The sequence below is a fragment of the Bacteroides sp. 2_2_4 genome (assembly GCF_000157055.1).
GTDB lineage: Bacteria > Bacteroidota > Bacteroidia > Bacteroidales > Bacteroidaceae > Bacteroides > Bacteroides ovatus.
In genome coordinates this window covers 19,338-34,502 of sequence record NZ_EQ973359.1, presented here as the reverse complement: position 1 = coordinate 34,502, position 15,165 = coordinate 19,338, and the positions used below count along the sequence as shown (strand labels likewise).

The 15,165-nt window shown below is 39.3% G+C and carries 13 protein-coding genes; 12 read left to right on the top strand and 1 reads right to left on the bottom strand.

Going from position 1 to position 15,165, the window contains the following annotated elements; genetic code table 11:
* Window positions 1-61: 61 nt before the first annotated feature.
* Window positions 62-4,516, bottom strand: a complete 4,455-nt coding sequence (locus BSCG_RS16900; RefSeq protein ID WP_008775677.1) for a translocation/assembly module TamB — start codon at window positions 4,514-4,516, stop codon at window positions 62-64.
* A 200-nt stretch (window positions 4,517-4,716) separates the two neighbouring features.
* On the opposite strand from BSCG_RS16900, the gene tsaD reads away from it, so the two are divergent.
* The 12 genes from tsaD to BSCG_RS16955 all read left to right on the top strand — a co-directional run bounded on the left by tsaD (window position 4,717) and on the right by BSCG_RS16955 (window position 15,146).
* Window positions 4,717-5,736 carry a tRNA (adenosine(37)-N6)-threonylcarbamoyltransferase complex transferase subunit TsaD gene (gene tsaD / locus BSCG_RS16905; RefSeq protein WP_004306076.1) on the top strand — a complete coding sequence of 340 codons (1,020 nt, stop codon included), beginning with the start codon at window positions 4,717-4,719 and terminating at the stop codon, window positions 5,734-5,736.
* 39 nt (window positions 5,737-5,775) lie between these two features.
* A complete protein-coding gene (locus tag BSCG_RS16910) occupies window positions 5,776-7,008 on the top strand; it encodes a competence/damage-inducible protein A (RefSeq protein WP_008775676.1) in 1,233 nt (410 codons plus the stop codon).
* Window positions 7,009-7,130: 122 nt separating this feature from the next.
* A complete protein-coding gene (gene rpmB, locus BSCG_RS16915; protein WP_004314359.1) occupies window positions 7,131-7,391 on the top strand; it encodes a 50S ribosomal protein L28 in 261 nt (86 codons plus the stop codon).
* 21 nt (window positions 7,392-7,412) lie between these two features.
* Window positions 7,413-7,601 carry a 50S ribosomal protein L33 gene (gene rpmG, locus BSCG_RS16920; RefSeq protein WP_002560155.1) on the top strand — a complete coding sequence of 63 codons (189 nt, stop codon included), beginning with the start codon at window positions 7,413-7,415 and terminating at the stop codon, window positions 7,599-7,601.
* 16 nt (window positions 7,602-7,617) lie between these two features.
* Window positions 7,618-7,776, top strand: a complete 159-nt coding sequence (locus BSCG_RS28715) for a DUF4295 domain-containing protein (protein ID WP_004295982.1) — start codon at window positions 7,618-7,620, stop codon at window positions 7,774-7,776.
* Window positions 7,777-7,914: 138 nt separating this feature from the next.
* On the top strand, window positions 7,915-8,874 hold the full coding sequence (ftsY, locus tag BSCG_RS16925) for a signal recognition particle-docking protein FtsY (protein WP_004295981.1): 960 nt from the start codon (window positions 7,915-7,917) through the stop codon (window positions 8,872-8,874).
* Window positions 8,871-10,181 (top strand): 30S ribosomal protein S12 methylthiotransferase RimO, encoded by a 1,311-nt coding sequence (rimO, locus tag BSCG_RS16930; RefSeq protein WP_008022336.1) that lies wholly within the window; start codon window positions 8,871-8,873, stop codon window positions 10,179-10,181. The genes ftsY and rimO overlap by 4 nt, the downstream gene beginning before the upstream one ends.
* Window positions 10,174-10,446, top strand: coding sequence for an HU family DNA-binding protein (locus BSCG_RS16935; RefSeq protein ID WP_004314362.1), 273 nt, complete (start codon window positions 10,174-10,176; stop codon window positions 10,444-10,446). The genes rimO and BSCG_RS16935 overlap by 8 nt, the downstream gene beginning before the upstream one ends.
* Window positions 10,447-10,459: 13 nt before the next feature.
* Window positions 10,460-11,872: an HU family DNA-binding protein gene (locus BSCG_RS16940; protein WP_008022338.1), complete on the top strand. Its 1,413-nt coding sequence runs from the start codon at window positions 10,460-10,462 to the stop codon at window positions 11,870-11,872.
* A 237-nt stretch (window positions 11,873-12,109) separates the two neighbouring features.
* On the top strand, window positions 12,110-13,105 hold the full coding sequence (locus BSCG_RS16945) for an AAA family ATPase (RefSeq protein WP_004295977.1): 996 nt from the start codon (window positions 12,110-12,112) through the stop codon (window positions 13,103-13,105).
* A gap of 83 nt (window positions 13,106-13,188) precedes the next feature.
* Window positions 13,189-14,058, top strand: a complete 870-nt coding sequence (locus BSCG_RS16950; protein ID WP_004295976.1) for a DUF58 domain-containing protein — start codon at window positions 13,189-13,191, stop codon at window positions 14,056-14,058.
* Window positions 14,058-15,146 (top strand): hypothetical protein, encoded by a 1,089-nt coding sequence (locus BSCG_RS16955; RefSeq protein ID WP_008775675.1) that lies wholly within the window; start codon window positions 14,058-14,060, stop codon window positions 15,144-15,146. The genes BSCG_RS16950 and BSCG_RS16955 overlap by 1 nt, the downstream gene beginning before the upstream one ends.
* The last annotated feature ends 19 nt before the right edge of the window (window positions 15,147-15,165 follow it).

Genomic DNA, 15,165 nt, shown 5'->3' with positions numbered 1-15,165 from the left:
ATTCTCACAAACAACAAACGATGACATAATTCCTGGGGGATATGTCATCGTTTATTATTTTTTACTGCTCCTGTACACGTTTTCTTTTCACTGCCGATTTAGCAGTTTTATCAGTGATGCTGTCCGTTTGTTGCGGTTTCACCTTTTCAGCTTCTTCCCGTTTCCGCTTATTGCGTAACCGCCATTTATTCCAGAAATATAGATCACTCCATTTATTGAAATCCTTTTTATACATGATACCTACACCTTGTGTAGTCAAGTTTGTTTTTGTGTAATAACGGTCATTTGTCTCATTATAAGCCTTCAAACGAATATCTCCCGAACGGGTAATCAGCCATTCTGCTTCAAAGTCTCCTACAAAGTTAGTATTAGCCATCGGATTATCCCGATAACCGAAGTTTCCGTTTATCAATAAACGGTTATTCAATAATTGTCCCGACAAAATACCTTCTACTTCCATGTCTGTCCAACCCTTATCACCCGTACTCAAATTCGTACCGATATTCCAGTTATTCGTTTCAAAGACCTGTGAAAGTGCATTGTTCAACTGGCCGGAGAGAGTAGATGAGAGCACCGATGACATCACATTCGAATTCTGATTATTATTACGGGCATCTTCCGTATAGAACTTGCCAATACCCAGCAAATAAAGAATCTGCATATTCATTTGCTCTTCCGTACTGATATAATTACGTACCAATGTTTGTATTTCATCTCTTTCATTCGGAAGCTCAATACCCAGTTTGATAGTCGGTCGTACCAGCATACCACTTAGATTCATGATACAATTTACACGCACATTGGGTTGTTGTATAATAGCCGAAGCATCCGGTATCAAATCATTCAAAGAGGCAGAGTTCACTGTATATGAAGCTTGTATGTCCATGTTAGCATCCAAAGGTGCACCATTGAACGTTATTGTACTTCCATCTTTGATAATAAAGTCTTTACGAATCACTTCCTGCAAACTAAATTTATATACTCCTTGATTGATCCGGTAATTACCAAACATTTTCACATCGCCCTTATTATAAAATTCCGTCCGGATATTTCCCGTACCTTTTCCGCTGATATAATCTCCGGCAATAGGGTCCATAATGATTCGCATGGTGGCATCGGGAGTTGCATCCACGAGAATATTCAAACGGATATCTGTTTTCTGCTCTTCCTCCTCCTGACGTTTTTGCTGTATTTGTTCGTAATATGAGATTACTTGAACAGAATCCTGGATAGTACGACGAGGTGTTTTATCCACGAATTTGATAAACTGATTGCTAGTAGCCGATGCTACACTACCATTAATATAGGTAAAGGTAGTATTTCGATTTGTAGTCATGGCCACATTTACATCGAGCCCCTGTATGGCGTTTCCAGAGAGCAATACATTCCCGGTACCATATACCGTACCATAGAAAGGCATATCTGTCGATTCTTTTGTGTTCATCACAAGCATATTATTTGCCTGTATCTCGAAACGATAGTTTAGGTTCTTAAAATGCTGGAAATGCAAATATCCATTCATTCTCCCCGAATGCCCTTCCATATCAGAGATATGTATATTATTGAATGTCAATCCGGTAGGAGCCAAATGAATAGTATCTTTTACCGCAAAATGTGTGTTTAAAATATCAAAATTCATGGATGCATCTGTCATAACCGCACCATCCAGGTTCAATCCTTTAAATTTTCCATAGAAATGTACTTTTCCTGTTCCTCGCCCTTTAATATCATTGGCAATAGACTTCATATAATGTTCGAGGAATTTCAGATTCAATTCATTTGCTTCAATATTTAAATCAAGTCCGCTCTCGGGTTTTAATGGATAAATAATACCCGTGACACGCGACGGAGAAGGAGATATATCCTGAATGGATGCATCCAACCGGATACCTCTGTTTTCATTATCCCACTCACCATATATATCCAGTTCACCCAAACGACCGTGATTGAGTGAGAAATTCTTTATAAATAAACGGGTATTCATGATAGGCTTTTTAAACACTCCGCTTGCATAAGCCGTTCCTGTTGCATCGCCCTCAAAATTTACATCGTCGGATATACTTGCAATATCAAATACATATCCCATATTTATATCCTTTAGATCAACCTTTACAGTATCTTTAGGATTCTCGGAAAGCCGGCCGTTAATACGTACATACCTATCCTGATGACTAAAATAGAAATTATTCACATCCACTCGTCCGGAATCGACCACCACCTGCGAAGGATGTATCTTCCAGAGAGTATCATTTAAAATAACATCAGTAGGCTTCACATCCACCATCGCTTTCAACAATGACTTTTCTCCACTTGTACGTAGAAATTTGGCAACAGCTGCTAATTTCCCGCTATATGTTGCTGCAGCATTATTTCCCCAATCCAAAGTCGTACTGACATTGTCATCTTTAGCTTGTGCATCCAGAGATAGATTGACTGCCCCTTTCTTTTTCAAATTAGTCAGACGAACCCGTGCATGAATATGATCTGCCGGATTCTCGCACAGAATCATACCTGACTCAATATAGTTGTTCTTATATTGCAGACGGGGAAAATATCCCTCTACACGCAAGCGTTGTAAAGCATCATTAAAATATCCCTTCAACGTAGAATGAGTATATACCGTTAACGGTATATCAAATATCGTAGATAAAATGTCCGTATTATATATATGTATATCAAACAAAAAGTTATTATGGGTTTCAATCGGCTTCTTGGGAGGTAATATCAAAGACGGCACATATTTCCGCATAATATTCAGAATACTGGCAGGCAATGTGTGATATTGGAATTTTCCCTCTATGCTTGCTTTCAGGAATTCGGAAGTCAATCTAAGCTGATTTTCTCCATTTTGTTTGGTTGCCCGGATATTCATATTCTGCATGAAATATGCTTTATCCGGAGCTGTAAATTCCAAGCTATCCACATTGATTTCTCCAATCATCTCATCCACTGATCCACCTGTAAAATTGGCTTTCAGTTTTAAAGAGAACTCTGCATCAGGATATTTGGTCGTAAGATTCAAATCATGTGGGCGTACTTTATTGACTACTGCAAGAAAATTAAAAGTAGGAACTTTGGATGCAACATTTACGTCTCCATTCAGATAAATAGAGCCATTAGGATCATCCAACGCAATCTTTCCATTAAATCCGCCTTGTTTGTATTCTCCGTCCAGTGTGATATTTTCATATCTATATCTGCTATAATCTATCGAAGCAATCAGTCCTTTCAATTCTACGGCAGGCAAGTGGTCAGCAATATGCCGGCCATGTACATCCAGATTGAAAGTAATTTCTCCCAATTCCTCATTATCCAATAATTTACCTAGTTGAAAATCCTCTGTTTTGACAGCTCCGGAATACGCAAACAATCCTTTTGTCTTATCAGAACTCAATTTTAAGTCGGTCTTTACATTTCCAAGACTCGTTTGTAATTGTCCATAAGTAACTAAGTCCGTGAAGTATCCCGAAATTTCTCCCTGGAAACTCACGTTGCCCAAACGTTCGAGAAGAGGAGGAACTCCATTATAATTAGGATTCAAATTACGCACTAAAAAACCGACTCCGCGCGTATTGGCCGAAAGTTCGGAAAGGGTTCCATATACATACGCATCTTGTGGATGCGATAAGTCCTGAAGCGATACATCTCCTCGCAGACGGAACTGACGGTCATCGGCTGTAATCTCCAGATGCGAACAAGTCAACTGATCCACAGTTCCCTTCACCTCCATATCCAACGTCACCGGTTCCTTGAAATGCGAGAGGATAGGGACAAAAGGAGAAATATCTTTTAAAGTAACTTGCGATGGCAAAGTACGGAAAGAGAAATGCACCTGTTCTGTAAAACGGTCAAAAGCTTTCAAACTATCATACTCCAAATGAATGGTATCGAGCTTGAGAGAGGTTTCGGGCAATTCTATTGTAAAATTATCAATGTTTGTCTGCTTGTTATTGGCAACCAGTTTCAAACTCATTTTTTTCAAAGAGAAGCCGGATGCTTTTTCATCAAGGCTCAATCGCTTGATCCCTAAATTCAAAGAGTCCTTACTTAATGCCTTCAGCGATATATTAGCGATGATATTTTGAAGCTGAATATGCTTAGCATTAAATTTCCCCGGTGTTTCTTCTTCCGACAACACATGATAAGACATCCTTCCACGACGAATCAGGATGGAATTAATACGCAAATCAAGGGAGTTTTCTTTCTTCACGGTATCTTTGGAAGCAAAAGCATCCAAAACAAACTTAAAATTAGGAGGGAAATCCGGAGTCTCTTTCCGGAGATTGATATTAAATCCGAAAAGCTGGACACTGCTAATGGATATCTTTCCTTTAAAAAAGGGCATAATATCGAACTTGGCAGACAAACGTGTGACTTTGAGCATTTCCTGACCACTCTGATCGTCAAGCAATACATCATCAATAATAATACGGTTCAATAGACCCATATTAATTCTACCAATCACTACCTTTGTATTTAAAACTTCAGAAAGTTCTTCAGCTACAAATACACTCATTGCTTGCTGAATGTTTGGTATATTCAGCAAAACAATAGTCCCGATATATACTCCCAGTACAATACCTACTACCCAGCGTACAGTCTTTTTCAGCGTTCTGATATGCGATAACTTTTATTTTGCGGACAAAAATATAAAATAGTTCGTTACGAATCGTAGTTTTATGATTACTTTTGCACCGTTTAATAGTTTAAATACTTATGAGTGCAATAATTTTAGGAATTGAATCCTCCTGTGACGATACGTCGGCAGCCGTAATCAAGGATGGTTATTTGCTGTCAAATGTGGTATCAAGTCAAGCCGTACATGAAGCATACGGTGGAGTAGTACCCGAGTTGGCTTCACGGGCACACCAACAAAACATCGTACCGGTAGTACATGAAGCATTAAAACGTGCCGGCGTCACCAAAGAAGAGTTGAGCGCGGTAGCTTTCACTCGCGGACCGGGATTGATGGGGTCTTTGCTTGTTGGAGTCTCCTTTGCAAAAGGATTCGCTCGTTCTTTAAACATCCCAATGATTGATGTTAATCATTTGACCGGACATGTTTTAGCTCATTTTATTAAAGCGGAAGGAGAAGAAGAGAGACAACCTGTTTACCCATTTCTCTGTTTGCTGGTATCTGGAGGAAATTCACAAATCATACTGGTCAAAGCCTATAATGATATGGAGATTCTTGGACAGACTATTGACGATGCCGCAGGTGAAGCTATTGATAAATGCTCTAAAGTGATGGGACTTGGTTATCCCGGCGGACCGATCATTGATAAACTGGCTCGTCAGGGAAATCCGAAAGCTTTTACATTCAGCAAACCGCATATTCCTGGTTTAGATTACAGCTTCAGCGGATTGAAAACTTCCTTTTTATATTCATTACGCGACTGGTTAAAGGAAGATCCTGATTTCATAGAACACCATAAAGTAGATCTTGCAGCATCATTGGAGGCTACTGTAGTGGATATTCTGATGGATAAATTACGAAAAGCCGCCAAAGAATATAAGATTAATGAAATAGCTGTGGCCGGAGGAGTTTCTGCAAATAATGGATTGCGTAATGCTTTCCGGGAACATGCCGAGAAATATGGCTGGAACATTTTTATCCCTAAATTCAGTTATACGACTGATAATGCAGCCATGATCGCCATTACCGGATATTTCAAATACCTGGATAAGGATTTTTGTTCTATTGATCTTCCGGCTTATTCGCGTGTGACATTATAATAAGTATACCTTATATATAATAGGATAAAACTAAGAAGTATGTTTGCCGAAATAATAACCATTGGCGATGAACTGCTGATAGGACAGGTTGTCGATACTAATTCTGCCTGGATGGGACAGGAATTAAATAAAATAGGTATTGAGGTTCTTCGTATTGTTTCAATCCGTGACCGGGAAGAAGAAATCATGGAAGCGATTGATAATGCGATGGAAAGGGTGAATATTGTTTTAGTAACCGGAGGACTCGGACCTACCAAAGACGATATTACCAAACAGACTTTATGTAAATACTTCCATACGGAACTGGTTTTCAACGAAGAAGTATTCGAAAACGTAAAGCGGGTACTGGCAGGAAAAATACCAATGAATGCACTCAATAAAAGCCAGGCAATGGTCCCGAAAGATTGTATGGTAATAAATAACCCTGTGGGAAGTGCTTCTGTCAGTTGGTTCGAGAGGGATGGCAAGGTACTTGTTTCCATGCCGGGCGTTCCACAAGAGATGATTGCTGTGATGACAGAAAGCGTGTTACCTAAGCTGCACGATAGGTTTCAAACGGATGTTATTATGCATCAAACATTTCTCGTACAGCACTATCCAGAATCTGTATTAGCCGAAAAGTTAGAATCGTGGGAGAACGCTTTACCGGAATGCATTAAATTGGCATATCTACCCAAACTTGGCATTATTCGTCTTAGACTGACCGGACGAGGACAAAACAGAGAAGAAGTAAAAGTTCTTCTTGAACGTGAAAAGTTAAAATTAGAGGAAATACTTGGTGAAGATATTTTCAGTGAAGAAGATACACCATTGGAGGTTATAGTCGGTGAGCTTTTAAAAAAGAAGAAATTGACCGTTTCCACCGCAGAAAGTTGTACCGGGGGGAGTATTGCCGCACGGTTGACTTCCATCGCCGGCAGTTCTGAATATTTTAATGGAAGTGTAGTGGCCTACTCTAATGAAGTGAAAATGGGGCTTTTGCACGTTTCCTCCGAAACTTTGGAACAATATGGAGCTGTCAGTGAGGAAACTGTGATTGAAATGGTAAAAGGTGCGATGAAAGCATTAAAAACAGATTGCGCTGTTGCTACTTCAGGGATAGCAGGCCCTGGAGGTGGTACTCCGGAAAAGCCGGTGGGAACTGTTTGGATAGCTGCTGGTTATAAAAACGAAATTCATACTTACAAGCAAGAAACAAACCGCGGAAGAAGCATGAACATTGAAAGAGCTGGCAATAATGCCCTATTAATGCTCCGTGATTTACTCAAATAAAGAAAAATAGGTGCCTGAAAGTGAATTATTTTAAGAAATTCTTGTTTTATACGGATAAAAGTGCTTACTTTGCGTCCTGTTTGAAATAAGTATAGATATAAAACTATAAAAATAAGATAGAAATGTCGAAGATTTGTCAAATTACCGGAAAGAAAGCCATGATTGGCAACAATGTTTCACACTCAAAGAGAAGAACTAAAAGAACCTTTGATTTGAACTTGTTTAACAAAAAGTTCTATTATGTAGAACAGGATTGTTGGATCAGCCTTAGCCTTTGCGCTAACGGGTTGCGTATTATCAACAAAAAAGGACTGGATGCTGCGCTGACTGAAGCAGTGGCTAAAGGTTATTGTGATTGGAAAAGCATTAAAGTAATCGGCTAAACGTAGAGGAGAAAACTTACAATGGCAAAGAAAGCAAAAGGTAACAGAGTACAAGTGATTCTGGAATGTACAGAACACAAAGACAGTGGAATGCCGGGAACATCTCGTTATATCACAACTAAGAACAGAAAGAATACTACAGAAAGACTTGAGTTGAAAAAATACAACCCGATTCTGAAGAGAGTAACAGTACACAAGGAAATTAAATAATAAAGTAGTATAACCCATGGCAAAGAAAACAGTAGCAAGTTTGCACGAAGGTTCTAAAGAAGGTCGTGCTTATACCAAGGTTATCAAAATGGTAAAATCTCCGAAAACTGGAGCATACGTTTTTGATGAACAAATGGTTCCGAACGAAAAAGTACAAGACTTTTTCAAAAAATAATCGAAATAGCATATACGCTATAACTGCAAAATCCTCTCATTGGCGAACAATGAGGGGATTTTTTATTGCTTCTTTTTTTACTTTTCCAATCCTTTGTTATATCTTTGTAGCAAATGTATTATACAAACAAGTGTAAATATGGGATTTTTTAGTTTTTTTTCAAAGGAGAAGAAGGAAACTTTAGATAAAGGATTATCTAAAACCAAAGAGAGCGTATTCAGTAAAATAGCTCGTGCTGTGGCTGGCAAGTCAAAAGTAGACGATGAAGTATTAGATAATCTGGAAGAAGTGCTGATTACATCTGACGTCGGCGTAGAAACAACTTTAAATATTATCAAGCGCATCGAAAAACGTGCTGCTGCAGATAAGTATGTAAATACTCAGGAACTGAATCTTATATTACGTGACGAAATAGCAGCTCTGCTTACTGAAAATAATTCGGGTGATGTAGCTGATTTCGACGTACCCATCGCAAGAAAACCTTATGTCATTATGGTTGTGGGAGTAAATGGGGTAGGTAAAACTACGACCATTGGTAAACTGGCTTATCAATTCAAGAAAGCAGGTAAATCCGTTTACTTGGGAGCCGCTGACACTTTCCGCGCTGCAGCTGTGGAACAGCTAATGATTTGGGGAGAACGGGTAGGAGTTCCCGTAGTTAAACAGAAAATGGGAGCAGATCCCGCATCTGTGGCTTATGACACTCTTAGTTCGGCCGTTGCCAATAACGCAGATGTGGTTATTATTGATACAGCCGGTCGTCTGCACAATAAGGTAGGCTTAATGAACGAGTTGACCAAAATTAAGAATGTGATGAAAAAGGTAGTGCCTGATGCACCGGATGAAGTTTTATTGGTACTGGACGGTTCCACCGGACAAAATGCATTTGAGCAAGCCAAACAATTTACTTTGGCGACGGAAGTTACCGCTATGGCCATCACTAAGCTTGATGGAACCGCTAAAGGTGGTGTTGTGATTGGTATTTCCGATCAATTCAAGATTCCTGTTAAGTATATCGGACTAGGCGAAGGCATGGAAGACCTGCAGGTATTCCGTAAAAATGAATTCGTTGATTCCTTGTTTGGAGAAAATGCATGAAAAGAAAAACAATAGATATTATTACTTTAGGATGTTCTAAAAATCTGGTTGACTCCGAGCAGCTAATGCGCCAATTGGAGGAAGTCGGATACAGCGTAACTCATGACACTGAAAATCCGCAAGGAGAAATTGCGGTAATCAATACATGTGGTTTCATTGGTGATGCCAAAGAAGAATCCATAAATATGATTCTGGAGTTCGCTGAAAGAAAGGAAGAAGGGGATTTAAAGAAACTTTTCGTGATGGGTTGTCTTTCCGAACGCTATCTCAAGGAATTAGCTGTTGAGATACCACAGGTAGATAAGTTTTATGGGAAGTTTAATTGGAAGGAGCTTTTACAGGACTTGGGAAAGGTCTATCACGATGAATTATATATCGAACGGACATTGACAACTCCCCAGCATTATGCTTACCTGAAAATTTCAGAAGGATGTGATCGTAAATGTTCTTATTGTGCTATCCCTATTATTACAGGACACCATATTTCCAAACCAATGGAAGAAATTCTGGACGAAGTACGATACCTGGTATCGCAAGGCGTGAAAGAATTTCAGGTGATCGCACAGGAATTGACTTATTATGGAATCGATCGGTATAAGAAGCAAATGCTTCCGGAACTGATTGAACGTATTTCCGATATCCCTGGCGTGGAATGGATTCGGTTGCATTATGCCTATCCGGCACATTTCCCAACGGATTTATTCCGGGTTATGCGTGAACGCGATAATGTATGTAAATATATGGATATTGCTCTTCAGCATATCAGCGACAATATGTTGCAATTAATGCGTCGGCAAGTGAGCAAAGAGGATACTTACCGACTGATTGAACAATTTCGTAAAGAAGTGCCAGGCATTCACCTGCGAACAACTTTAATGGTAGGGCATCCCGGAGAAACCGAGGAAGACTTCGAAGAGCTTAAAGAGTTTGTGCGCAAAGTACGTTTCGATCGGATGGGAGCTTTCGCATATTCCGAAGAAGAGGGAACTTATGCTGCAAAAGCATACGAAGATTCTATTCCACAAGAGGTTAAACAAGCCAGACTTGATGAATTGATGGACATCCAGCAAGGTATCTCGGCAGAATTAAGTGCGGAAAAAATCGGTAAACAGATGAAAATTATCATCGACCGTTTGGAAGGAGATTATTATATTGGACGAACAGAATTTGATTCACCGGAAGTAGATCCGGAAGTGCTGGTTAAGCGTTCAGAGAGAGAACTTAAGATCGGACAGTTTTATCAGGTGGAAGTGACGAATGCAGACGATTTTGATTTATATGCAAAGATTATAAATGACTATGAATAATAAGGAATTTACATCCGAACTAGCGGAAAGATTGGGATACACAATCAAGGATACTTCCGAATTGATAGGTTCTTTGTTGTCCAGCATGACACAAGAATTGGAAGAAGGTAATGTGATTGCAGTTCAAGGATTCGGCTCTTTTGAAGTTAAAAAGAAAGCGGAACGAATTTCAATCAACCCGGCAAGTAAACAACGCATGTTGGTTCCACCCAAATTAGTGCTATCTTATAGACCTAGCAATACATTGAAAGATAAGTTTAAATAAATAATTTCCCGTTATGAATGAAAGACTAACAATTCAAGACCTTACTGACTTATTGGCAGCCAAACATAGCATGACCAAGAAAGACGCCGAAGCGTTTGTTAAAGAGTTTTTTCTCTTGATAGAACAAGCTTTGGAGAACGAAAAGACTGTAAAAATCAAAGGATTGGGAACTTTCAAACTTATTGATGTAGATAGCCGGGAAAGTGTCAATGTCAACACAGGAGAACGTTTCCAGATAAAGGGACATACAAAAGTCTCATTTTCTCCGGATGCCAATCTAAGAGATACAATAAATAAGCCTTTCGCACACTTTGAGACTGTTGTATTGAATGAAAATACAATTTTGGAAGATACTCCGATAGAAGATACAGAGGAAGAAGAAGCAGGTGAGGAAGCATCAGCACAAACTGTATTGAATGAGATGGGGGATAATTCTGAAACTACTGCGATAGAAGAAAATGAAGGTACTGATAATCTTTCAGAAGAAGAGCCGATTCAAGAAGAGCAAATAGCCAGTCGCCCACTTGTGGAAGAGTCCATTGAAGAACTTGCTATTACTGAGGAATCTGCAATAGTACAGGAATTGACAGAACAGACATCTCCTAAAGAGCCTGAAGAGATCATTACAGAGACTAATATCGAAGAAAAGGTAGAACAGTTGGAAGATGAAGAGGTTCCGGAGGAGGAAGTGACAATCGATGAACAGCAACCAGCATCTATAGAAGAAGAAAAAGAAAAGATCACTGCCGAAAAGATTATAGAGCAAGAGCTTCTAAAAGCAAATCTGCAACCTGTGACTCCCATAGTGCCTCCTGCTGAAAAAGAAACGATAAAGCCGGTCCAACCGAAACAAATATCCCAACCGGTTTCTAAAAAGACAGCCCCGGTGAAGGAAAAATCTCCTGTACCTTATTTAATAGCTGTTATTGTAGTCGTTTTGTTATTATGTGGAGGTGTCATTCTATTTATTTATTATCCGGATTTATTTTCTTCTTCATCTGACAAGAATGCACTGGATATGCCGCCTGTGACGACTCAACCCGTTCAACCGGAAGCGCAACTTTCTGATACGATTGCACATAAGGATACTACAAAGATAATAACGCCTGATGTATCCAAAGTCGCTACCACGACACAACCGGTTGCCAAAAAAGAAGAAGCTATTCCTGTCAAAGCAGAACCTCAAACGGTTACACAACAACCTGCTACTTCTGCCTATCTGGATTCAGCATCTTATAAGATTACGGGAACCAAGACAAAATATACAATCAAAGAAGGAGAAACTTTGACTAGGGTTTCCTTGCGTTTTTATGGTACAAAGGCAATGTGGCCATACATTGTGAAACACAATCCGAAGGTTATTAAGAACCCCAACAATGTACCGTATGGCACAACTATTGAAATACCGGAACTCACAAAAGAATAAGTAGTTATAATCCATTCACCCGACCATGCAAATCCTGTATTGGTCGGGTGAAGTGTTATGGATGTACAAAAGCGTATGAAAGTACCTTAATCTAAAGATTTCGCATTGTTTTTTAATAAAAATTAGTTGCAATCGTTAATTATATGGCGTACTTTTGGGGCAAAATAAAAAGCCTTATGACACAGGCAAGGCTTACATAAAATTAATGGGATTTAAATAATAAAATATTAAGTATTTATGGCTGAATCAATTGATATCCGCGAGCTAAATGAGCGGATTGAAAGACAAAGTGCTTTCGTTACCAATCTTACGACAGGTATGGACCAAATCATTGTTGGTCAGAAACATTTGGTTGAATCACTGCTTATCGGATTACTTTCCGATGGCCACGTCCTCTTGGAAGGTGTGCCTGGTTTGGCGAAAACTTTGGCTATTAAGACACTCGCTTCTCTGATTGATGCGAAATATAGCCGTATCCAGTTTACGCCGGACTTATTGCCTGCAGACGTTATCGGTACAATGGTTTACAGTCAGAAAGATGAATCTTTTAAAGTGCAGCGCGGACCTATTTTCGCTAACTTTGTATTAGCTGATGAAATTAACCGTGCTCCTGCAAAAGTACAAAGTGCTTTGCTGGAAGCAATGCAGGAACGTCAAGTTACTATCGGTAAAGAAACATTCATGTTACCGGAACCTTTCCTTGTATTGGCAACTCAGAATCCTATCGAACAGGAAGGTACTTATCCGCTTCCTGAAGCACAGGTTGACCGTTTCATGCTGAAAGTAGTCATTGATTATCCGAAGTTGGAAGAAGAAAAATTGATTATTCGTCAGAATATCAATGGTGAGAAGTTTAATGTGAAACCTATTCTAAGAGCGGATGAAATTATTGAAGCACGTAAGGTTGTTCGTCAAGTCTATTTGGATGAGAAGATCGAGCGTTATATTGTAGATATTGTATTTGCAACTCGTTTCCCTGAAAAATATGATCTCAAGGAACTGAAAGATATGATCGGATTCGGAGGTTCACCTCGTGCGTCTATCAATCTGGCTTTAGCTGCTCGTACGTATGCATTCATCAAACGTCGCGGCTACGTTATTCCGGAAGATGTACGTGCTGTAGCACATGATGTTCTTCGTCACCGTATCGGATTGACATACGAAGCTGAAGCTAACAACATGACTTCGGACGAAATCATCAGTAAGATTCTGAATAAGGTTGAAGTACCCTAATCTGTAGTTATAATACAGTCAATAAGTAGTCATAAATATCTATGCATGACTACTTAACTACCTACTAATTAACTACTGTATAAATGGAAACAAGTGAAATACTAAAAAAAGTTCGCCAAATTGAAATAAAGACACGAGGATTGTCTAACAATATCTTTGCAGGCCAGTATCATTCGGCTTTCAAAGGTAGGGGTATGTCATTTTCGGAAGTCCGTGAATATCAATTCGGTGATGATATACGTGACATAGACTGGAATGTGACTGCGCGCTTCAATAAACCTTATGTGAAAGTGTTTGAAGAAGAACGTGAACTGACAGTTATGTTAATGGTTGATGTTTCCGGAAGTTTGGAATTTGGTACGATCAAGCAGTTAAAGAAAGATATGGTGACGGAAATCGCTGCTACTCTTGCTTTCTCTGCCATCCAGAATAATGATAAAATAGGTGTGATTTTCTTTTCAGACCGGATAGAGAAGTTTATTCCTCCCAAGAAAGGACGTAAACATATCTTGTATATTATCCGTGAATTAATTGATTTCCAACCGGAAAGCCGTCGCACAAATATTCGTCTTGCCTTGGAATATTTGACAAACGTAATGAAAAGGCGTTGCACTGCATTTATCTTATCAGATTTTATTGATCAGGAAAGCTTTAAGAATGCGCTGACCATTGCTAACAGGAAACATGATGTAGTAGCATTGCAAGTATACGACAGGAGAGTCAGTGATCTTCCTCCAGTAGGACTGATGCGAATCAAAGATGCAGAAACTGGGCATGAACAATGGATTGACACCTCTTCCAAAGCTGTACGCCGGGCACATCGCGACTGGTGGATACAAAAGCAGACTGAACTGAACGATACTTTTACCAAAAGTAACGTAGATGCTGTATCCGTCAGAACCGATCAGGATTACGTAAAGGCATTGTTGAATTTATTTGCCAAACGAAATTAATGGAATCAAAGATGAATAGAAATATTATTCTGATAGCATTATTAGGTCTATTGTTTGTCAGTAAAGCAGTAGCACAGTCTGTTACAGTAGAAGCAAAAATTGATTCACTGCAGATACTGATCGGCGAACAGGCGAAAGTGCAACTGCAAGTAGCCATGGATGCCAAACAGCGTGCTATTTTTCCTGCTTACACTGATACACTGGTAAGAGGTGTGGAAATTATAGAAACAGTCAAACCAGATACCCAATTCCTGAATGATCGTCAGCGGATGGTGATTACGCAGGAGTACATTATCACTTCTTTTGACTCTGCTCTATATTATCTGCCGCCAATGCCAGTTACCGTAGATGGGAAAGTGTACAACTCCAAAGCTCTCGCATTAAAAGTATATTCAATGCCGGTTGACACCTTACATCCGGACCAGTTCTTCGGACAAAAACCTGTGATGAAAGCTCCTTTTGCATGGGAAGACTGGTATGGATTGATCGCTTGTTCATTCTTGGCTTTACCTTTGCTTGGCTTGCTGATCTATCTGATTGTTCGCATACGTGATAATAAACCGATTATCCGTAAAATTAAAGTTGAACCTAAATTGCCGCCACATCAGGCTGCAATGAAAGAGATAGAACGTATCAAGACAGAGAAGGTATGGCAGAAAGGGCTATCGAAGGAGTACTATACCGAACTTACCGATGCTATTCGTACATATATTAAGGATCGTTTCGGATTTAATGCATTGGAAATGACTTCTTCTGAAATAATCGATCAGTTATTGGAAATGAATGATAAAGAGGCCATATCAGACCTAAAACTATTGTTCCAGACTGCTGATTTAGTGAAGTTCGCCAAGCATAATCCTCAGATGAATGAAAACGATGCCAATTTGATTAATGCCATTGATTTTATCAATGAGACCAAACAACCGGAAGAGGAAAATCAGAAACCGCAACCAACGGAAATCACTATTATTGAGAAACGTTCTTTACGTGTTAAAGCTATGCTGATTTGTGGAATTGCATTGTTATCAGCAGCATTGATCGGTACCTTTATATATATAGGTCTACAGTTATACAATCTTTTTGTATAAAGGATGTATAGCTTAATAC